Source organism: Paenarthrobacter sp. 22069, from assembly GCF_052046035.1.
Lineage (GTDB): Bacteria > Actinomycetota > Actinomycetes > Actinomycetales > Micrococcaceae > Arthrobacter.
Window position 1 is genome coordinate 39,945 of sequence record NZ_JBQEQF010000001.1, and the last position, 19,950, is coordinate 59,894.

15 protein-coding genes are annotated in these 19,950 nt (G+C 67.2%); 4 read left to right on the forward strand and 11 right to left on the reverse strand.

The genetic code is table 11. The features are described 5' to 3' along the window. Positions 1 to 63 precede the first annotated feature (63 nt). The 6 genes from tsaD to ACTJK0_RS00180 are packed head-to-tail and all read right to left on the reverse strand — an operon-like array spanning position 64 to position 5,380. On the reverse strand, positions 64 to 1,155 hold the full coding sequence (gene tsaD, locus ACTJK0_RS00155; protein ID WP_110541272.1) for a tRNA (adenosine(37)-N6)-threonylcarbamoyltransferase complex transferase subunit TsaD: 1,092 nt from the start codon (positions 1,153 to 1,155) through the stop codon (positions 64 to 66). Continuing rightward, positions 1,152 to 1,730: a ribosomal protein S18-alanine N-acetyltransferase gene (gene rimI, locus ACTJK0_RS00160; RefSeq protein WP_440743828.1), complete on the reverse strand. Its 579-nt coding sequence runs from the start codon at positions 1,728 to 1,730 to the stop codon at positions 1,152 to 1,154. The genes tsaD and rimI overlap by 4 nt, the downstream gene beginning before the upstream one ends. Next, positions 1,727 to 2,398: a tRNA (adenosine(37)-N6)-threonylcarbamoyltransferase complex dimerization subunit type 1 TsaB gene (gene tsaB, locus ACTJK0_RS00165; RefSeq protein ID WP_110541273.1), complete on the reverse strand. Its 672-nt coding sequence runs from the start codon at positions 2,396 to 2,398 to the stop codon at positions 1,727 to 1,729. Before tsaB ends, rimI begins: the two co-directional genes overlap by 4 nt. Beyond that, complete coding sequence (tsaE, locus tag ACTJK0_RS00170) at positions 2,392 to 2,997, reverse strand: tRNA (adenosine(37)-N6)-threonylcarbamoyltransferase complex ATPase subunit type 1 TsaE (protein ID WP_440743829.1); 606 nt, start codon at positions 2,995 to 2,997, stop codon at positions 2,392 to 2,394. The genes tsaB and tsaE overlap by 7 nt, the downstream gene beginning before the upstream one ends. Beyond that, positions 2,994 to 4,232, reverse strand: a complete 1,239-nt coding sequence (gene alr / locus ACTJK0_RS00175; protein ID WP_110541275.1) for an alanine racemase — start codon at positions 4,230 to 4,232, stop codon at positions 2,994 to 2,996. The genes tsaE and alr overlap by 4 nt, the downstream gene beginning before the upstream one ends. A gap of 56 nt (positions 4,233 to 4,288) precedes the next feature. After that, complete coding sequence (locus ACTJK0_RS00180) at positions 4,289 to 5,380, reverse strand: carbohydrate kinase family protein (RefSeq protein WP_110541276.1); 1,092 nt, start codon at positions 5,378 to 5,380, stop codon at positions 4,289 to 4,291. Positions 5,381 to 5,470: 90 nt separating this feature from the next. On the opposite strand from ACTJK0_RS00180, the gene ACTJK0_RS00185 reads away from it, so the two are divergent. The 4 genes from ACTJK0_RS00185 (at position 5,471) to ACTJK0_RS00200 (ending at position 11,064) form a co-directional block, all read left to right on the forward strand. Further along, positions 5,471 to 6,898, forward strand: coding sequence for a family 4 glycosyl hydrolase (locus tag ACTJK0_RS00185; protein ID WP_440743830.1), 1,428 nt, complete (start codon positions 5,471 to 5,473; stop codon positions 6,896 to 6,898). 76 nt (positions 6,899 to 6,974) lie between these two features. Then, positions 6,975 to 8,240, forward strand: a complete 1,266-nt coding sequence (mshA, locus tag ACTJK0_RS00190) for a D-inositol-3-phosphate glycosyltransferase (RefSeq protein ID WP_440743831.1) — start codon at positions 6,975 to 6,977, stop codon at positions 8,238 to 8,240. 105 nt (positions 8,241 to 8,345) lie between these two features. Next, complete coding sequence (locus tag ACTJK0_RS00195; RefSeq protein ID WP_110541279.1) at positions 8,346 to 10,022, forward strand: formate--tetrahydrofolate ligase; 1,677 nt, start codon at positions 8,346 to 8,348, stop codon at positions 10,020 to 10,022. A 124-nt stretch (positions 10,023 to 10,146) separates the two neighbouring features. Further along, the gene (locus ACTJK0_RS00200; protein ID WP_440743832.1) at positions 10,147 to 11,064 is read left to right on the forward strand and encodes an endonuclease domain-containing protein; all 918 of its coding nucleotides are present in this window, start codon (positions 10,147 to 10,149) and stop codon (positions 11,062 to 11,064) included. A gap of 80 nt (positions 11,065 to 11,144) precedes the next feature. Here the strand turns inward: ACTJK0_RS00200 and ACTJK0_RS00205 are convergent, their stop codons facing one another. From ACTJK0_RS00205 to glgX, 5 genes are all read right to left on the reverse strand, one after another. Beyond that, entirely contained in the window at positions 11,145 to 12,230 is a 1,086-nt protein-coding gene (locus tag ACTJK0_RS00205; protein ID WP_440743833.1) for an inositol-3-phosphate synthase, read from the reverse strand. A 167-nt stretch (positions 12,231 to 12,397) separates the two neighbouring features. Then, on the reverse strand, positions 12,398 to 13,438 hold the full coding sequence (mgrA, locus tag ACTJK0_RS00210; protein ID WP_440743834.1) for an L-glyceraldehyde 3-phosphate reductase: 1,041 nt from the start codon (positions 13,436 to 13,438) through the stop codon (positions 12,398 to 12,400). Positions 13,439 to 13,533: 95 nt separating this feature from the next. Then, the gene (gene treZ, locus ACTJK0_RS00215; protein ID WP_440743835.1) at positions 13,534 to 15,303 is read right to left on the reverse strand and encodes a malto-oligosyltrehalose trehalohydrolase; all 1,770 of its coding nucleotides are present in this window, start codon (positions 15,301 to 15,303) and stop codon (positions 13,534 to 13,536) included. Continuing rightward, positions 15,300 to 17,627, reverse strand: coding sequence for a malto-oligosyltrehalose synthase (gene treY, locus ACTJK0_RS00220; protein WP_440743836.1), 2,328 nt, complete (start codon positions 17,625 to 17,627; stop codon positions 15,300 to 15,302). Before treY ends, treZ begins: the two co-directional genes overlap by 4 nt. Continuing rightward, complete coding sequence (glgX, locus tag ACTJK0_RS00225) at positions 17,624 to 19,882, reverse strand: glycogen debranching protein GlgX (protein WP_440743837.1); 2,259 nt, start codon at positions 19,880 to 19,882, stop codon at positions 17,624 to 17,626. The genes treY and glgX overlap by 4 nt, the downstream gene beginning before the upstream one ends. Positions 19,883 to 19,950: the final 68 nt, after the last annotated feature.

Below are 19,950 nucleotides of genomic sequence, written 5' to 3' on the forward strand. Positions count from 1 at the left end.
ATGGCTCCCAAACCGGCGGTTTAGGAGCCATATCTGATAGAGCATCGCAGGGTTTGCCGGGTGTCAGGCCGGGAGGGACACCGACGTGACGGGCATGGACGAGTCCGGGGCAAAGCTGATCCCGCTGGGTTCCACACCGGCCATCACCAGCTGGGCGCCAAGCGCGGCCACCATGGCGCCGTTGTCCGTGCACAAGTCCAGCGGGGGAACGTGCAGCCGGATGCCGGCAGAGGCGCAGCGTTGCCCGGTCACTTCACGCAGCCGGGAGTTTGCCGCCACGCCGCCGCCCAGCAGGACGTCCTTGATGCCGTGCTCGCGGCAGGCCAGGACCGCCTTGGAGGAGATCACATCCACCACAGCCTCCTGGAACGCTGCGGCAATGTCGGCCACCGGAATCTCTTCGCCACGGGCCTCGAACTGCTCCACGCACCGGGCCACGGCAGTCTTCAGGCCGCTGAAGGACCAGTCGTAGCGGTGCGGTCCGGGTGCCTCCGCAGTGCCCATGTACTTGGGCTGGGTGAGGCCCCGGGGGAAGCGGATTGCTTTGGGGTTGCCGGTACGGGCCATTTTGTCGATGGCGGGGCCACCGGGGTATCCCAGCCCCAGGATGCGGGCCACCTTGTCGTAGGCTTCCCCGGCGGCGTCGTCGATGGTGGAGCCCAGCAGCTCCACGTCACTGGTGATGCTATTGATCCGCAGGATTTCGGTATGGCCGCCGGACACCAGCAGGGCGCCCAGGTTTTCCGGCAACTCCTGCTTCCGGCCACTGCCGCGGTCATCCAGGAGCCCCACGCCCACGTGCGCCACCAGGTGGTTGATCGCGTAGAGCGGCTTTCCGGTGGCGACGGCGAGCGCCTTGGCGGCGCAGACGCCCACCATGAGTGCGCCGGCCAGTCCGGGGCCGGAGGTGACGGCAATGGCGTCCACCTCGTCAAGGGTGACGCCGGCGTCAGCGAGCGCCTGCTCGAGGGTTGGGACGAAGGCATCCAGGTGCGCCCTGGAGGCGATTTCGGGGATCACGCCGCCGAAGCGGACGTGCTCGTCCATGGATGAGGACACCGTGTTGGTCAGGAGCGTGGTGCCGCGGACGACGCCCACGCCGGTTTCGTCGCAGGAGGATTCGATACCCAGGACAAGGGGCTCTGTCCGGTTCATGGCTGGCCTGCTTCCGTGGCTTTGTCAGCGTCCGTTCCAGTGGCGCTTGTTCCCTCGGCGCTTGTTCCCTCGGCCCTTGTTCCCTCGGCGCTTGTTCCCTCGGCGCCGGCGAGCTGCAGCCGCATGATGAGGGCGTCTACGCCGTCGCGGTAGTAGCGGGGCCGGACATGGATCTGCTCGAAGCCGAACCGCACGTAGAGCTGTTGCGCGCGCGGGTTGTCAGCCCGGACCTCGAGCAGGACGTCGGCGGCGCCCCGGTGCCGCGCCTCGTCGATCAGCTGCGTGAGCAGCGTGGCGCCGATACCCCGTCCCTCGTAGCCGGGGACGACGGCGATGGTCTGGACGTCCGCGATGGGTTCGATGCACATCAGGCCGGCATAGCCCACGATGCCGTCGCCGGCTTCCGCCACCAGGTAGCGGCGGGTCTCCGGCTGGGAGAGCTCGTCCAGGAACATCTGCACGGGCCACGCATCAATGGGAAAAAGCTGGTGTTCCAGCAGGCCGACGGCGGGCACGTCGTCCAGGGTCATTTCGCGGATGGTGATTCCCGCCATCCGCGGATCCGGGGTGGTCATAAGGCCCGCTTCCGTGGTCCGGGCACCTGGGCGTCCGACTCGCGCAGGTACAGGGGTGTGGAATCCAGCAGGGTGCCGCCGGAGGCCAGCCGGGCCAGGGCAAACTGGCCCAGGTACAGGGCGTCCGGCTGCTCAGTGGCGAACTCCGGATGGGCCCGGAGCACGTCGGCATAAAGGCCGGCGCCTGCCCCGAAGGCAGGAAGGTCAGGCAGGTCGGCGGCGAATCCAACGTGGGGGCCGTCCTCGAGCACGGGCAGCTGGCCGCCGTCCAGGCTGTACCGGGCCCAGTAGACCTCCTTGCGGCGGGCATCCGTCACCACCAGGAACCCGGGTTCGGCGGCGGTGGATTCGGCCACCTCCAGCGCCACGGCGTCAAGGCTCATCAGCCCGTGCAGGGGCTTGCCCCAGACGAAGGCAAGCGTGCGCGCTGTGGCGATGCCTGAGCGCAGCCCGGTGAAGGGACCGGGCCCAACGCCCACCACTATGGCGTCCACGTCCTGTCCACGGACGCCTGCCGAAGCCAGCATGCTGTGGATGCCTGGGGCAAGTACCTCGGCGTGGCTGCGGGTGTCCTCGGTGGCGAAGGCGGCCACCACGCTTTCCGGGGCATCATCCGAGACCAGGGCTGCACTGGCCACGGCGGAGGTGTCGATGGCGAGGATCAGCATGGGGCGTCCCCTTCGCTGCCGGCCAGTTCGGGAGCGGTTGTCCACCGCGGCCCGAACCCGCGCATCACGATGGTGCGCGGCTCGTCGGTGTCTTCCGCGTCGAAGTCGAGGTCTCCCGAAAATCCCGCCAGGGTTCCGGTATCCAGTCCAATGGCACCCAGTCCAATGGCACGGTGCAGGTCGATTTCCAGCCGGCTGTCGCTCAGGTGTTCCACCCGGTCGTGGCCCCATTCCACCACGGTCACCGATGAGTCCATGGTGTTTTCGAGGTCGATGTCGTCCACCTCCGCGGCCGAGCCCAGCCGGTAGGCATCCACGTGCACCAGGTCCGGGCCGCCGGGGCGAGGGCCATCCGGCAGGTTGGGGTGGATCCGGACCAGGACGAACGTGGGCGAGATGATGCCGTCGCGGACACCCAGGCCCTCACCCAGGCCCTGGGTGAAAGTGGTCTTCCCCGCACCCAGCTCGCCGGACAGCACCAGCAGGTCCCCGGCCTGCAGTACCTCCGCCAGGCGCCTGCCGAACGCGTGGGTCTGGTCCGCCGTCGTCGCCGTGAACGTCTTTTCCCAGTTGGCAGCCAGCTGTTCCGCCGCGCTCATGCGGCCCCCGCCCGGCCCGGCGTGCCCACCAGGCCCTGGCCGGTGCCTGCCGGGTCGTCCTCGTTGATAAAGCGGCGCGGCACGCGGGGGCTGATCCGGGTCACGATCTCGTAGTTGATGGTTCCGGCGGCGCGTGCCCAGTCGTCAGCCGTGGGACCGCCGTCGGCCCCGTTGCCGAACAGCTCGGCTTCAGCCCCGTGCAGGTCGGTGCCGGAAGCTTCCGGGCCGAGGTCGATGACCATCTGGTCCATGGCGATCCGACCCACCACGGGGTACGTCTTCCCGGCCACCCGTACAGGCCCGCCGGTGCCGATGCGGGGGACGCCGTCGGCGTAGCCCATCGGAATCAACGCCAGGGTGCTCGCTTCCCTGGTGCGGTAGTGCAGTCCGTAGGAGACGCCCTGCCCCTCGGGAACCTGCTTGCACTGCGAGACCAGGGTGCGCAGCGTCATGGCGGGGCGGAGGCCGAGCTCCGCGGAGGTCTGCCCGTCGAACGGCGAGAGCCCGTAGATGCCCAGGCCGACCCGGACCAGGTCGAAGTGGGTGTCCGGCCGGGACAGCGTGGCCGGGGTGTTGGCAAGGTGCCGGACCTCCGGGTCCACGCCGGCGTCCCCGGCGATGGCCAGGGCCTCGCGGAATGCCGCAACCTGCTGGTCCGTTTCGGGGCGCTCCGGTTCATCCGCCACCGCAAGGTGGGAGAAGATGCCCACTACGCGCAGCAGGCCCTGGTCCTGGTACTCCACGGCCTCACCCACCAGGCGGTCCCAGGTTTCGGGCGTTGCGCCGTTGCGGCCCAGACCGGTGTCCACCTTCAGATGCACCCGCGCCGGCCGCTCCTGCTCACGGGCCGCGGCCACGATGCGTTCCAGTTCCCATCCGGAGCAGCCGATGTCGACGCCGGCTGCTACGGCGGCGCCGAAGTTGCTGTCCGTGGTGTGCAGCCAGGCGAGGAGTGGCGCGTCGATGCCGGCGGCACGCAACGCGAGGGCTTCAGAGATGTGGGCGACACCCAGCCAGGAGGCGCCGGCCTGCAGGGCCGCGCGGGCCACGGGAACCGCACCGTGCCCGTACGCGTCGGCTTTCACGACGGCCATGACTTTCGCGGGGGATGCAGCGTCGGCGAGCCTGCGGACGTTGTGCCGGATGGCGTCCAGGTCGATCACTGCGGATCGCTCATGGCGGGGGTCCGGCCCGGAGGCAGCGCTGAATTCACCTGTTGTTGCGGGGTAGGTCACCTAAGTGATTCTAGTGCGGGCACTTGGCGCCGAATAATCGGCGCCTCCACGGCTCCTCAGGCGTCCGAGAGGTGGGCGATGGTGGCGGCCGCCCTGCGCTGGGCTCCGGGCGGCACGTCTTCGATGATGTCCGCCAGGAAACGGAAGCGGCGCAGCCACTGGCTCATCTGCCGTTCCGGGCGGGCGTTGGCCCGTTTCCACCAGTCTGCGATGTCCCCCCAGCCGGGGGCGGCCAGTGACCCGCCCACCTCCTGCACGGCAAGCGATGCGCACAGGTTGGCGAACCGCAGCCTGTCCCCGAGCGGCCAGCCGGCCAGGGTTCCGACAATGAATGCCGCGTCGAAGCAGTCGCCGGCACCGGTGGGGTCGTGGGCCTTGACCGGAAGCGACGGTACCCACTCTTCCTCCCCGGTTTCCGAGTCCACCGCCATGGCACCCTGGGCACCCAGCGTCACCACAGCCACGGGAACCCGGTCCGCCAGCGCGTAAAGCGCGCTCCACGGATTGTCCTTGCCGGTGAACGCCATGGCCTCCCGCTGGTTGGGCAGGAACGCGTAGAAGTACTGCAGGTTGTCGAGCCTGACCGGCGCCCATTCCCCGCTGGGGTCCCATCCGATGTCCCCGAAGAGCTTCACTCCGGAGGCGTGGGCTGATTTGGCCCAGGGCTCCATCTCCAGGCCAACCTCCGCGATGCCTGCGAGCGCCGTGGGCGGTTCGCCGATGAGTTCGGAGCTTGTCACCGGTGCGGAGTGCCCGTGGGTGACCATGGAGCGGTCCTGTTCGACGCAGAGCGACACTGTCACCGGCGAGTGCCATCCGGGCACGCGGCGGGAAAGGCTGAGGTCAACATGTTCCTGGCCGGAGAGGATCTTCCAGTTGAAGTCCCCGTAGCCGTCGTCACCAAAGGCAGCGGCGAGTCCGGTCCGCAACCCCAGCCTGGCTGCGGCGATGGCTTGGTTGGCCACCCCGCCGGGGCAGCTGCCCATGCCGTCGCTCCAAACTTCCGTGCCGGGTTCGGGTCCGTGGGGCAGCCCTGTGAAGATGATGTCCTGGAACACGGTGCCGGCCAGCAGCAGATCGAATCCCGGCTCGCGGGCGGACCGGACGGCAGCCAGCGGATCGAAGGGGCGTGCTGGGGTGGCGTCCATAGTGCGCAGGATACGCCGTGGCGCAGGGCCGCGGTAGGGCCTTCGGAACTGCCTGTGCGCAGTGTCGGGGGCTGGTCCTAGACTGCATGCATGCGGCTATTGATTGCCGGCGGCGGGGGTTTCCGGGTGCCGTTGATATACCGGGCCCTGCTGTCCGGAAGCTTTTCCGGGCTGGTCACCGGGCTGGTGCTGTACGACGTCGATCTCTCCCGCCTCGCTGCGGTCGCCGCCGTATTGAGGAGTATGCCCGGGGGCCACAGCGGGCGGGTGCCTTTTGAGTGCACCACCGATCCTGCCGCTGCCCTGGACGGTGCCGGCATGGTTTTTGCCGCCATCCGCCCTGGCGGGACTGCCGGCCGGGTGGCCGACGAGAAGGTGGCGCAGGATCTTGGGCTGCTGGGCCAGGAGACCACCGGGGCCGGGGGGATCTCCTACGCGCTCCGGACCATTCCGCCGATGCTGGACCTGGCCCGGCTGATGCGCGAACATTGCCCGGACGCGTGGCTGATCAACTTCACCAACCCCGCGGGCATGGTGACCGAGGCGCTGCTCCCTGTCCTGGGGCAGCGGGTCATCGGGATCTGCGATTCGGCCGGTGGCCTGGTTCACCGGGCAGCGCGGGCGGCCGGCGTCCCCTTGGCTGGGGGACGGCTCGACGGCGTGGGCTACTACGGACTGAACCATTTGGGCTGGTTGTACCGGCTGGAGCCCGGCGGCCGCGATGTGCTGCCGGACCTGCTTGCGGACGCGGGCGCCCTGCAGCGGTTCGAGGAAGGCAGGCTCTTCCCGCAGCCGTTCCTGGCGGAGCTGGGCATGCTGCCCAACGAGTACCTGTATTACTACTACCGGCGCCAGGAAGCCCGGGCGGCGATGCAGGGCATGGCGCAGACGCGCGGCGAGACGATCGACAGCCAACAGCGGGAGCTGTATCCGCGGCTGGCCGCTGCAGGGCAGGAGGCCTACCGGCTTTGGGAGGAGGCACGGCGGTCCCGCGAGGAGGGATACCTTGCCGAGGCCCGGCAGGACGGCGGGAGCCGGGACGAGGACGACCTGGCCGGTGGCGGCTACGAACGGGTGGCGCTGGCGGCCATGCGGGCGTTGGCCGGCGGCGGAGACGCCCAACTGATCCTCAACACCTGCAACACGCTGCCATCCAGCAGCGGGCCGGCTGGCCAAGCACCCCTGCCCGCCACGGCAGACCCAACCGCCGCCCGGGCCGCCATTCCCGGCCTTCCCGCGGACGCCGTCGTCGAAGTCCCTTGCATGGTTACAGCCGACGGCGCCGTCCCGCTGCCCCAACAGGCACCGGCCGGCACGCAGCTGGAACTGCTGCAGCGGGTCAAGGACGTGGAACGGCTCACCGTCCTGGCCGCCACAACCGGCAACCGTGCAGCCGCCCTCGAAGCCTTCGCCCGGCATCCGCTCGTGGACTCCCCCGAACGTGCCGCGCTGCTCCTGGCCGGTTATGAGCAGGCATTCCCCGATTTGGGGAAGATGTGGAAGGGCGGCGCGCGTTAGGGGAAGGAGTAGTGTTTTATCGAATGCGCATTGAACCGGCTCCCCTGACGCGCGCCGGCGGCCGGAAGGAGGTCCCGTGGCACTGATCCGCAGGGTCGCTTTGCTTTCCCTCCATACCTCCCCCATGGAACAGCCCGGCTCCGGTGATGCGGGCGGCATGAACGTGTACATCCGTGAGCTGGCGTCGGCGCTGGCCGAGGCCGGCGTGGAGGTGGAGATCTTCACCCGCGCCACCTCCGCCGACCAGCCCGCCGTCGAGCATCCCGACCCCGGGGTGTGCGTGCACAACGTCCTTGCCGGCCCGCCCAGGAAGATCCCCAAGGAGGAGCTGCCCGGTCTCCTGCACGCGATGGTGGCCGAGATAGAGCAGATCCGCCGCCGCCAGCCGCACGGCCGGTACGACGTCATCCATTCCCATTACTGGGTGTCCGGAATAGCCGGGCTGGAGCTGTCCGAACTGTGGGGCGTGCCGCTGGTGCACACCATGCACACCATGGCCAAGGTCAAGAACCTGCTGCTCGAATCCGGTGAAAAGCCGGAGCCCCGGCGGCGCGAGCTGGGCGAACACCGGATTGTCGACGGCGCTGCCCGCCTGATCGCCAACACCAGCTCCGAGGCTGCCGAACTGGTTTCGCATTACGGCGCCACGTACGACCGGATCGACATTGCGCCGCCCGGGGTGGACCTGGCCACGTTCACGCCCGCGTTCCGGGCGCGTTCCAGGGCCGGGCACGGCATCAGCCCGGACACGTTCCACCTGGTGTTCGCCGGCCGCATCCAGCGGCTGAAAGGCCCCCAGGTCCTGGTGAAGGCCGCCGCGCTGCTGCGGAAACGCCGGCCGGACATCGACCTGAAGGTCACCATCCTGGGCGCCTTGAGCGGCAACAAGGAATTTAATCTGCGCTGCCTGGTGGCGGAGGCAGGAATGGACGACGTCGTCACGCAGCTGCCGCCGGTGAAGGCACCCGAGCTGGCGGACTGGTTCCGCGCGGCCGACGTCGTGGTGATGCCGTCCTTCAGCGAATCCTTCGGGCTGGTGGCACTCGAGGCCCAGGCCTGCGGCACTCCCGTGGTGGCCACGCGCGTCGGCGGCCTGTCCCGGGCCATCTTCCACGGCCGCACCGGGCTCCTGGTCGACGGCCACCACGCCGCCGACTGGGCCGACGCCCTGGAAGCCCTGTACGACGACCCCGCCACCCGGGAGGACCTTGGCCGCGCCGCCGCCATCCGTGCCCAGAACTCCGGATGGCAGCGCACTGCCGCCATCACGCTGGAGAGCTACCATGCCGCCGTCGACAACTTTGTAAGTCCGCGCCTCGCCCCGGCGGTTCCCGCCTCCTGATTCTTCGCTGTTGAAGGCACTTGTTCTGCTTTTCCTTCATCCCCTGCCAGGGTGCTGTTAGCTTTAGGGCAGATGCCGGCGCTGCCCGTGCAGGAAAGGACAACGATGTCTGCTCTCCCTTCTGATCTTCAGATAGCCCGTGCTGCGCGGATCCGGCCCATTGCGGATATCGCGGCGGCCGCCGGGATCAACCCCGAAGCCCTGGAGCTGTACGGGCGGTACAAGGCGAAGATCGACCCCGCACGCCTGGACGCGCCGCCCCCGGCCGGAAAGCTGGTGCTGGTGTCCGCCATGTCCCCCACCCCGGCCGGCGAAGGGAAGTCGACCACCACGGTGGGGCTGGCAGATTCCCTGGCCCGCGCGGGCCACAAGGTGATGATCGCCCTGCGGGAACCGTCACTTGGCCCGGTGCTGGGCATGAAGGGCGGTGCCACCGGCGGCGGCTACTCCCAGGTACTCCCCATGGATGAGATCAACCTGCACTTCACCGGGGACTTCCATGCCATTACGTCGGCGAACAACGCCCTCATGGCCCTGGTGGACAACCACATCTACCAGGGCAACGCCCTGAATATCGACCCGCGGCGGATGACCTTCAAGCGGGTGCTGGACATGAACGACCGTGCCCTTCGGGAAGTAGTGATCGGCCTGGGCGGCCCTTCCCAGGGTGTCCCGCGCCAGGACGGGTTCGACATCACGGTGGCATCCGAGATCATGGCCGTCTTCTGCCTGGCCACGGACATCGCTGACCTCCGGGAGCGCCTGGGCCGGATCACCTTCGGCTACACCTACGACCGCATGCCCGTCACCGTGTCCGACCTGGGGGTGCAGGGCGCCCTGACCCTGCTGCTGAAGGAAGCCATCAAACCGAACCTGGTGCAGACCATCGCGGGCACCCCGGCCCTGGTGCACGGCGGCCCGTTCGCCAACATAGCCCACGGCTGCAACTCCCTGATCGCCACCCAGACCGCCCGGCGGCTGGCGGACATCGTGGTTACCGAGGCAGGATTCGGCGCAGACCTGGGGGCGGAGAAGTTCATGGACATCAAGGCCCGGGTCGGCGGCCTGGCCCCCTCTGCTGTAGTGGTGGTGGCCACGGTGCGTGCGCTGAAGATGCAGGGCGGGCTGGCCAAGGCCGAGCTGACCCGGCCGGACCTGGCCGCGCTTGAAGCCGGCGTGGAGAACCTGCGCCGGCACATCCGCAACGTGGAGAAGTTCGGCGTGGTCCCCGTGGTGGCCATCAACAAGTTCTCATCCGATTCGCCCGAGGAACTGGACTGGCTGCTTGCCTGGTGTGCGGCTGCGGGCGTGCCGGCGGCCGTTGCGGATGTGTGGGGCCGGGGCGGTGGCGGGGACGGCGGTGACCAACTCGCGGCTTTGGTTGCCGAGGCGGTCGCCGGGCCGAACAGCTTCCGGCACCTCTACTCGCTGGGTCTGTCCATTGAGGACAAGATCAGGACCATTGTGCAGGAAATTTACGGCGCGGACGGTGTGGACTTCTCTGTGCCGGCCCTGAAGAGGCTCGCCGATATTGAGCGGAACGGATGGAGTTCGCTGCCCGTCTGCATGGCCAAAACGCAGTACTCCTTCACGGACGACGCCTCCCGCCTGGGTGCGCCCAAGGGCTTCACCATCCATGTCCGCGACCTGCTGCCCAAGACCGGCGCCGGCTTCATCGTGGCTCTGACGGGTGCGGTGATGACCATGCCGGGCCTGCCCCCGGTCCCGGCGGCGCTCCGCATGGACGTGGACGCGGACGGCAATCCTGTGGGCCTCACCTGACCCGACGCGTTGCTCTATCAGATCTGGTCCCTAAAACGCCGGGTTGGGAACCATATCTGATAGAGCAACGCGAGGTGTGGATAAGTTCTGCGGGGTAACCGGCTTCCGGTGAACAATGTTCCCCATGCGTCTTGTTTCGCCGCTGCCAGCCCACCTCGAAGCCGTTCCCTTCACGGTCGCTGAAGCGCGGGCGGCAAACCTCAGCCGGGGCCGATTACGCTCTTCCGATCTGGCTTCGGCCGGACGCCTCCTGTATCTGCCGGTAGGGCGGGACTTCCAGCTTCCCGCAATGGCACGCGCCCTCTCCGCGGCGACTCCCGGAGCGTGGATATCGCACGTAACGGCCGCTGAATTGTTGGGGCTCTGGCTCCCGCCGTGGCTCCAGGACTCCCGGGACCTCCATCTCAGTAAACCTCGAGCGTTGCCGCAGGTTCGACGGAAGGGCGTCGTGGGGCATACCGTGCTGGCCTATCAGGACGAGACCATGGATTGGCAGGGCATTCGCATCTCGACAGCCTCACGGACGTGGCTGGACCTTTGTCGCCAGCTTCCCATGGAACATGTGGTGGCAATGGGCGACCAATTGGTCCGACAGCCGTACGACGGACTTGAGCTTCGGACTAAGCCCTGGGCAACGGTTCAAGAACTGCGGGAGATGCTGAAGCGGCATCCAAAGATGCAGGGCATTGTGAAAGCCCGGGCCGCCGTCGAACTGATCCGTGTAGGTGCTGATTCCGCACCCGAAACCTTTCTGCGCCTTGCTCTGGTTGACGCCGGATTGCCGGAACCTGAGCTACAGGTTCGGGTTGACGCCGGTAATCCACACTCCCCTGCTGCGGACCTGGGCTACAGGCGGCGGAGGATCGGCATCCAGTACGACGGCGGCCATCACCTGACACGCGAACAGCAATCCCGCGACAACCGCCGGGATGCATGCTTCCACTCCGCTGGCTGGAAGTACTTCAAATTCAACGCTGATGATCTTGCAAACGACTTCCGGCGCGCGGCCGGTCTGGTCCGTGCAGCGCTGCGGGAGCCTTAAACGCCAGTTGCTCCATCAGTTTTGGTCCCTAACGGGGAGGTTTAGGGGCCAAAACTGATAGAGCAACCAGGGGTGAGGGGTTAGCGGTCCAGGTCGCCGCGGATGAAGGCTTCGACCTTTTCGCGGGCGAGGTCGTCGTTGAACTGCTCCGGCGGGGACTTCATGAAGTAGCTCGACGCGGACAGCAGCGGGCCGCCGATGCCCCGGTCGAGGCCGATCTTGGCCGCACGGATCGCATCGATGATCACACCGGCAGAGTTCGGGGAATCCCAGACCTCCAGCTTGTACTCCAGCGACACGGGCGCGTCACCGAAGTTCCGGCCCTCCAGGCGCACGAACGCCCACTTGCGGTCATCCAGCCACTGCACGTAGTCGGACGGGCCAATGTGGACATCCTTCGCCGCGAGCTCAGCCTCGACGTTGGAGGTTACGGCCTGGGTCTTGGAGATCTTCTTGGACTCCAGCCGGTCACGCTCGAGCATGTTCTTGAAGTCCATGTTCCCGCCGACGTTCAGCTGGTAGGTCCGGTCCAGCGTCACGCCGCGGTCCTCGAACAGCTTCGCCATGACTCGGTGCGTGATGGTGGCACCGATCTGGCTCTTGATGTCATCGCCCACGATCGGCACCCCGGCGGCGGTGAACTTGTCCGCCCACTCCTTGGTGCCGGCGATGAACACCGGCAGGGCGTTCACGAACGCCACACCGGCGTCGATCGCAGCCTGGGCGTAGAACTCGGCGGCCTGCTGGGAACCAACGGGTAGGTAGCAGACCATGACATCGACCTTGGCGTCCTTGAGGGCCTGGACCACGTCCACAGGCTCTTCGGTGGACTGCTCGATGGTCTCAAGGTAGTACTTGCCCAGGCCGTCGAGGGTGTGGCCGCGCTGGACCGTGACACCGGTGGGCGGAACGTCGGCAATCTTGATGGTGTTGTTCTCGCTGGCCGTGATCGCGTCGGCCAGGTCAACGCCGACCTTCTTGCCGTCGACGTCGAACGCGGCGACAAACTCAACGTCGCCCACGTGGTACGGGCCAAACTCAACGTGCATCAGGCCAGGGATGGTCTCGTTGGGGTCAGCGTCCTTGTAGTACTGGACGCCCTGCACCAGCGAGGCGGCGCAGTTGCCCACGCCCACGATTGCAACACGGATGGGATGTGAAGACACGGAACTCCTTTGGGGACAAACATTCGCCCGCCGGAGGGGCCTTCGCAGAAATAACGACGGCGGCCGGCTGGCACAGCGCCGCGCGGCGCCTTTTCATACTACCCAACTGGCCGGGTCCGGGAATTGTTCCCCGGATCCCCGGCGCCCGGGTGGCGAAACATTAAGTCTTAGGCGTTCTGCTTCCAGAGGTTGATGTCCGATTCCACCGCGAATTCATCAATGGCGGTCAGTTCGTCGTCCGTGAAGCTGAGGTTGTTGATGGAGGACAGGGTGTCCTCCAGCTGGCGGACGCTGGACGCGCCGACCAACGCTGAAGTCACGGGCGAGCCCTTTGGTTGGTCCCGCAGGATCCAGGCGATGGCCATCTGAGCCAGGGACTGCCCGCGGCCCTCGGCGATCTTCCGAAGCCCCCGGACCCGGTCCAGCTTCTCCTCCGTAATGGACTCCTCCGAGAGGAAACGGGCCTTGGCCGCCCGGGAGTCGGCGGGAATGCCGTGGAGGTACCGGTCGGTGAGCATCCCCTGCGCCAGGGGCGAGAAGGCGATGGAGCCGGCGCCGACCTGGTCCAGCACCTCGTACAGGTTGGGTGAGCCGTCCTCGGTCCACCGGTTGAGCATGGAGTAACTGGGCTGGTGGATCAGCAGCGGCGTGCCCAGTTCCTTGAGGATGCGGGCCGCCTCAAGCGTCTGCTCCGGTGTGTAGGAGGAAATGCCCGCGTACAGGGCCTTGCCGGACCGTACGGCGTAGTCCAGGGCGCCCATGGTTTCTTCCATCGGCGTTTCGGGGTCGGGCCGGTGGCTGTAGAAGATGTCCACGTAGTCCAGGCCCATGCGCTGCAGCGACTGGTCCAGGCTGGAGATCAGGTATTTTCGCGATCCCCATTCACCGTACGGGCCGGGCCACATGTAGTAGCCGGCCTTGGTGGAGATGACCAGTTCGTCACGGTAGGGCTTGAAGTCGTCCTGCAGGTGCCGGCCGAAGTTGGTCTCGGCAGACCCGTCCGGAGGTCCGTAGTTGTTGGCGAGGTCGAAGTGGTTGACGCCGAGGTCGAAGGCCCGGCGGAGGATGTCGCGCTGCTCGTCGAAGCGCTTGTCGTCGCCGAAGTTGTGCCACAGGCCCAGGGAGATGGCCGGGAGCTTGAGGCCGCTGCGGCCCACGCGGCGGTAGGGCATGGATTCGTAGCGGTTGTCCGCTGCTGAATAAGTCATGGGGTCAATCCTGCCAGCTGTGACCCGCGCTACATGGGGTGTTAGCGCTCAGCAGAAAAGTTACGCCGCGGGCTCCCCCGCGGCGTAACCACTGCCTAGGACTTCAGGACGGCCGCACTCCAGGGCGCCAGGTCGAGCGAACCGCCGTCCAGGCCGGTCCCTTCGTCCGTGGCCAGGAGAACCGTGCCGGCAGCACCGTCAAGCCGGACCTTCGAGTCGGAGAAGTTCACCAGCACTTCGACGGAACCGCGCCGGAAGCGCAGCCAGCCCGCGTCGTCGTCGAACGAAACGTCTGTCCCGTCAAAGCCAAGCCCGGCCAGGTCCGGATGGGAGCGGCGCAGCGCCGTCAAGGACCGGTACAGGTCCAGGAGCCGCGCATGGTCGCCCGTAGAGGCCTCGGCCCAGTCCAGCTTGGACCGGCGGAAGGTTTCCGGATCCTGGGGATCGGGCACGACGGCGGGATCCCACCCCATGCGCTCGAATTCCTTGATGCGCCCTTCCGCGGTGGCCTTTCCGAGCTCCGGTTCGGGGTGCGAGGTGAAGAACTGCCACGGTGTGGAGGCCCCGTATTCCTCGCCCATGAACAGCATCGGCGTGAACGGCGAGGTCAGCGTGAGCACCGCGGCGACGGCGAGCTGCCCGTAGGACAGCGACTGGGAGAGCCTGTCCCCCGTGGCGCGGTTGCCGATCTGGTCGTGGTTCTGGTTGCAGACCACCAGCGCCGCCGGGTGCACCAGCGAGGCGTTGATGGGGCGTCCGTGGTGCCGGCCGCGGAAGCTGGAATAGCTGCCGTCGTGGAGGAACCCGTCTTTGAGGACCTTGGCCAGCACGGCGAGGGATTCGAAGTCCGAGTAGTAGCCGGTGGTTTCGCCGCTGACGCTGACGTGGACCGCGTGGTGGAAGTCGTCGCTCCATTGCCCGGCCAGGCCGTACCCGTTCACGTCCCGGGGGTAGATCAGGCGCGGGTTGTTAAGGTCCGATTCCGCAATAAGGGTTTTGGGCAGCCCGGTTTCGGCCGAAATGGCGTCGCCCAGGGCCCCCAGGTCCTCCAGGATGTGCACGGCCCGCTCGTCCCGCAGCGCGTGCACAGCGTCCAGGCGGAGCCCGTCCACGTGGTAGTCGCGCAGCCACAGGGCGGCGTTGTCCAGGATGTATTCACGCACTACGTCCGAGCCGGGACCGTCCAGGTTCACCGAATCGCCCCACGTGTTGGCGTCGCCCTGTTTCAGGTACGGGCCGAACTTGGGGAGGTAGTTGCCGCTGGGTCCCAGGTGGTTGTACACCACGTCCTGGATGACGCCCAGTCCTGCAGCGTGCGCGGCGTCAACGAACCGCTGGTAGGCAGCGGGGCCGCCGTAGCCTTCGTGCACGGCGTACCACTGGACGCCGTCGTAGCCCCAGTTGTGGGTGCCGTTGAAGCCGTTGACCGGCAACAGCTCCACGAAGTCGATGCCCAGGTCTGCCAGATAGCCCAGCTTCTCCACGGCGGCGTCAAGGGTTCCTTCAGGGGTGAAGGTGCCCACGTGCAGTTCGTAGATGACAGCGCTCTGCAGGTCCTTGCCGCGCCAGCCGGAATCCCGCCACGCGTAGGCGGCGGGATCGTAGGTCCGGGACTGTTCATGCACACCCGAGGGGAGCCGGCGGGACCGGGGGTCCGGAACAGGGGTTGCGTCCCCGTCCAGCAGGTAGCCGTAGTCCACATCCCCGTCGGCCGGGGCGTCAGGTGCAGTCCACCACCCTTCGGAACCGGGCGCCGTGTCCTTCTTCCGCATGGAATATCGCCGGCCATCGGCCAGCAAAACCACCGATGAAACGTCCGGCGCCCACACATCGAAACGCTCGGGTCCTACGTTGACCAGGGTCATGCCTTTTCTCCATCCACAGGTGCCAGCAGGGCCACGGGGTAGGTACCCAGGACCTCTGCCACCGAAACCTGGCCGGGGCCAAAGCTGGCTCCAGTGAGTTCGTCACGCATGGCAGTGGAAAGGTCGACGGCGGTGTCCCGCCACCCGCCGGCAGCTTCCAGCCCGGCGGGAAGCCGGGTGGCAAGCGTCAGGGCACCGGAGGTTGCATCGGTTCCGCGGGTGAACGCGAGCAGGTGACCGGCTGCGGCACCGGTGGCCGCCACCGGCGTGTAGCCCTGGAACAGCTCCGGACGGTCCCGGCGCAGGCGCAGTGCCCGCGAGGTGACCAGCAGCTTGCTGGCCTCTGTGCCCGCGTCCGGCAACGCGCCGGCGTCGAGCTTTCCAAGCTCCGCCCGCCGAGCGTCGAAGTCCACGGGCCGGCGGTTGTCCGGGTCCGTCAGCGACCGTTCCCAGAATTCGCTGCCCTGGTAGACATCCGGCACGCCCGGCATGGTCAGCTGGACCAGCTTTGCCGAAACCGAGTTCGCTGCGGAGAACGCATCGATGCGGGACACGAAGTCCTCCACTGCCTTGGTCACCCTGGCGTCATCGAAGACGGCGTCCACTGCCGCCTTCACCTTGGCTTCGAAGTCCTCGTTGGGATCGGTCCACTTGGTGGAGTTGCCGGCCTCCCGCGCCGCCTTTTCGGCATAGCCCTGCAGCCGCTCCCGGCTGGCAGGCCACGCTCCCACGATGGCCTGCCACAGCAGGTTCTCGTACGGACCGTCGGGAATCGGCGCCAGTCCATGGAGTGTCTCCAGCGTCCCAGCCCATTCCTGCGGCAGCTCGGCGATGACGGAAATCCGGGCCCGGGCGTCCTCGCTGCGTTTGGTGTCGTGCGTGGACAGGGTGGTCATGGACAGCGGCAGGTCCTGCTGGCGCCGCTGCATCCGCCGGTGGAATTCCGCCGGCGCCACCGCGAAATCGGTGGGCTCAGCGCCGACCTCGGTCAGGGTGCCCAGGCGGGTGTAACGGTAGAACGCCGTGTCCTCCACGCCCTTGGCCATGACCATGCCGGAGGTCTGCTGGAACCGGATGGCGATGGGATTCGCGGGATCCAGCAGCAGCGGAAGGAGGGTGCCCACCGCCACGTCCAGGTCCGGCCGGTGCGCAGCCGCCGACTCGCAGGCCTCCTTGAGGACGTCCGCGCCCACCGGCAGGTAGGACCGGTACACCGGGAAGGATGCGATGATCTCGGCGATGGCATCGGCTGCCTGCTCGAGGGACAGTCCGCGGGAGTCGGGGACCAGACGGGCCAGCCGGAGCACCTCGGAACGCAGGATGCCGTCGGCGATCATGCGCTTGGTGCCGCGGATCATTTCGGCGTAGTCAGCGGGTTCGGAAGCTCCCCGGAGAGAGGCGTCCAGTGCGTCCAGCGCCTGCTCGCCTGCCGGGTCCACGAAGACCCGGTCCACGTCCGCCAGTGCGTCGTATCCGGTGGTGCCTTCGCAGGCGAAGTCCTGCGGGAGCACTTCGCCTGGTTCCAGGATCTTCTCCACCAGGACGTAGGCGCCACCGCTGAGGTCCTTGAGCCACCGCAGGTATCCTGCGGGATCGGCCAGCCCGTCCGGGTGGTCCACGCGCAGCCCGTCGACCAGGCCCTCGGTGAACCAGCGGCCCACCTCGGCATGGGCCTTTTCGAACACGGACGGCTCCTCCACCCGGATGCCGGCGAGGGTGGTGACCGCGAAGAAGCGCCGGTAGTTCAGCTCGGCATCCGCGCGGCGCCAGTCCATCAGCTGGTAATGCTGCCGGCCGTGCACGTCCTGCGGGGAGTCACCCTCGGTGTATGTGCCCTCGGCCAGGGGGAACCGGTGGTCGTAGTAGCGCAGTTCGCCGTCCTTGACCTCCAGCTTGTCCAGGTCCGCGTCCGAGCCCAGCATGGGAAGCCGGACCTTTCCGCCGCCAAGGTCCCAGTCGACGTCGAACGCTTCGGCGTAGGGCGAATCGCGGCCTTCCTTGAGAAGGGACCACCACCAGGGGTTCTGTACGGGGGTGGCCACGCCAACGTGGTTGGGCACGATGTCCACGAGGACACCCATCCCGTGTTCGCGGGCTGCCTTTGAGAGGGCCAGCAGGCCTTCCGGGCCGCCGCGGTCCGGGTCCACGGCGGAGGGATCGGTCACGTCATAGCCGTGGTCCGAACCCTTCTCCGCGGTGAGGATGGGCGACAGGTACACCCAGTCCACGCCAAGGTCCTTCAAATACGGAACTGTGGCGGCGGCGTCAAACAGGGTGAAGCTGCTACGGATCTGCAGGCGGTAGGTGGAGACCGGGGTCCTCATGCCTTGGCTTCCTCGTCGGTGCCTGTTGCCCTTGCCTCGCTTGCTTCCGCTGCCTTGGTCTGGGCTTCCACCATCTCCTCCTGGGCTTCCTCGTGTTCCGCCCTGGACGCCAGGGAGGCGGCTGCGGAGGTGTCTATTTCGGCCTCCGGGCCGGAGTAGGCGCGCAGCACCACCATGGACTTGGCATCCAGGGTCAGGGTGGCCTTCGCCTTGAGCGGCTCGTACGCGTCAGCCTGGGCGGCGGTGTCGATCAGGACCTCCCAGTACTGGGAGTACTCCTCGTCCGGCAGGCAGAACTCCACGGTGTCGTCGTGGGCGTTGAAGGCCATGATGAAGCTGTCGTCGGTGATGCGCCGGCCGCGTGCATCCTGTTCCTGGATGCCGTCGCCGTTGTAGAAGACGCCGATGGTGCGGCCGAAGCCACTCCCCCAGTCCTCGGGCAGCATTTCCGTGCCGTCGGTCTTCAGCCAGACGATGTCCGGCAGCTTCTCGCCTTGGCCACGCCGTACCGGGCGACCGTCGAAGAATCGGCTGCGGCGGAAGGTGGGGTGGTCGTGCCGGAGTTTGTTCACGAAGGCCGTGAATTCCACCAGCGGCTGGTCCATGGCCTCCCAGTGGATCCAGCTGAGCTCGGAGTCCTGGCAGTAGGTGTTGTTGTTGCCCTGCTGCGTGCGGCCGAGTTCGTCGCCGTGGAGCAGCATGGGCACGCCCTGGGAGAGCAGCAGCGTTGCGATGAAGTTCCGTTGCTGGCGGGCACGCAGGGTCAGCACCTTGTCGTCGTCCGAGTCGCCTTCCACGCCGCAGTTCCAGGAGCGGTTGTGCGATTCGCCGTCGTTGTTGCCTTCGCCGTTGGCCTCGTTGTGCTTTTCGTTGTAGGAGACCAGGTCCCGCATGGTGAAGCCGTCGTGCGCGGTGACGAAGTTGATGGAAGCCACCGGGCGGCGGGCCGAGCTTTCGTACAGGTCGGCGGAGCCTGTGAGCCGGGACGCGAATTCGCCCAGCGTGGAGGGTTCACCGCGCCAGAAGTCACGGACGGTGTCGCGGTACTTCCCGTTCCATTCGGTCCACTGCGGCGGGAAGTTGCCCACCTGGTAGCCGCCGGGACCCACGTCCCAGGGCTCGGCGATGAGCTTGACCTGAGAGACCACCGGGTCCTGCTGGATGAGTTCGAAGAAGGTGGAGAGCTTGTCCACGTCGTAGAACTCGCGGGCCAACGTGGAGGCGAGGTCAAAGCGGAAGCCGTCCACGTGCATCTCGGTGACCCAGTAGCGCAGGGAGTCCATGAGCAGCTGGAGGGAGTGCGGGTGCCGGACGTTCAGGGAGTTGCCGGTGCCGGTGTAGTCCATGTAGTGCTTGAGGTCACCGTCCACCAGGCGGTAGTAGGCCTGGTTGTCGATGCCCTTGAAGGACAGCGTGGGGCCGAGGTGGTTGCCTTCGGCGGTGTGGTTGTAGACGACGTCGAGGATGACTTCGATGCCGGCGCGGTGGAGGTCGCGGACCATGGCCTTGAATTCCTGGACCTGGTGCCCCACGTCGCCGGTGGCGCTGTAGGTGTTCTGGGGGGCGAAGAAGCCGATGGTGTTGTAGCCCCAGTAGTTGCTGAGGCCTTTATCCACCAGGGTGCCGTCGTTAACGAACTGGTGGACGGGCATGAGCTCGATGGCGGTGACGCCGAGCTTCTTGAGGTGCTCGATGACGGCAGGGTGCGCCACGCCGGCGTAGGTGCCGCGCTGCTCATCGGGGATCTCGGGGTGCAGCTCGGTGAGGCCCTTGACGTGCGCCTCGTAAATGACGGACTCGTGGTACGGGATCTTCAGCTGGCGGTCGCCGTCCCACTCAAAGAAGGGGTTGATGACCACGCCGTGCATGGTGTGCGGGGCTGAATCGGCGTCGTTGCGGGAATCGGGGTCGCCGAATTCGTAGGAGAAGAGTGCTGGGTCCCAGTCAATCTGGCCCTGGATGGCCTTGGCGTAGGGGTCCATCAGCAGCTTGTTCGGGTTGAAGCGGTTGCCGCTCGCCGGATCGTAGGGCCCGTGGACACGGTAGCCGTACTTTTGGCCGGGCTGGATGTGGGGCAGGTAGCAGTGCCACACGTAGCCGTCCACCTCGGTCAGTTCGATCCGGGTTTCTTTCAGGTCGTCGGCCAGGAGGCAGAGTTCGACCCGCTCGGCCCGCTCGCTGAACAGGGCGAAATTGGTGCCGGTGCCGTCAAAGGTCGCTCCCAGCGGGTAGGCAGTTCCAGGCCAGACTTCCATCGTGCTCCTCATTTTTTGGTCAGCAGCAGAGGGCATCGGAACGCCCCTGCTGCTGGTGCGAACTAATG

What these genes read in the sequence shown, in the direction of transcription:
- tsaD (WP_110541272.1), bottom strand. Translation starts at nt 1,155, where the DNA reads ATGAACCGGACAGAGCCCCTTGTCCTGGGTATCGAATCCTCCTGCGAC.
- rimI (WP_440743828.1), bottom strand. Translation starts at nt 1,730, where the DNA reads ATGACCACCCCGGATCCGCGGATGGCGGGAATCACCATCCGCGAAATG.
- tsaB (WP_110541273.1), bottom strand. Translation starts at nt 2,398, where the DNA reads ATGCTGATCCTCGCCATCGACACCTCCGCCGTGGCCAGTGCAGCCCTG.
- tsaE (WP_440743829.1), bottom strand. Translation starts at nt 2,997, where the DNA reads ATGAGCGCGGCGGAACAGCTGGCTGCCAACTGGGAAAAGACGTTCACG.
- ACTJK0_RS00180 (WP_110541276.1), bottom strand. Translation starts at nt 5,380, where the DNA reads ATGGACGCCACCCCAGCACGCCCCTTCGATCCGCTGGCTGCCGTCCGG.
- ACTJK0_RS00185 (WP_440743830.1), top strand. Translation starts at nt 5,471, where the DNA reads ATGCGGCTATTGATTGCCGGCGGCGGGGGTTTCCGGGTGCCGTTGATA.
- ACTJK0_RS00195 (WP_110541279.1), top strand. Translation starts at nt 8,346, where the DNA reads ATGTCTGCTCTCCCTTCTGATCTTCAGATAGCCCGTGCTGCGCGGATC.
- ACTJK0_RS00200 (WP_440743832.1), top strand. Translation starts at nt 10,147, where the DNA reads ATGCGTCTTGTTTCGCCGCTGCCAGCCCACCTCGAAGCCGTTCCCTTC.
- mgrA (WP_440743834.1), bottom strand. Translation starts at nt 13,438, where the DNA reads ATGACTTATTCAGCAGCGGACAACCGCTACGAATCCATGCCCTACCGC.
- treZ (WP_440743835.1), bottom strand. Translation starts at nt 15,303, where the DNA reads ATGACCCTGGTCAACGTAGGACCCGAGCGTTTCGATGTGTGGGCGCCG.
- treY (WP_440743836.1), bottom strand. Translation starts at nt 17,627, where the DNA reads ATGAGGACCCCGGTCTCCACCTACCGCCTGCAGATCCGTAGCAGCTTC.
- glgX (WP_440743837.1), bottom strand. Translation starts at nt 19,882, where the DNA reads ATGGAAGTCTGGCCTGGAACTGCCTACCCGCTGGGAGCGACCTTTGAC.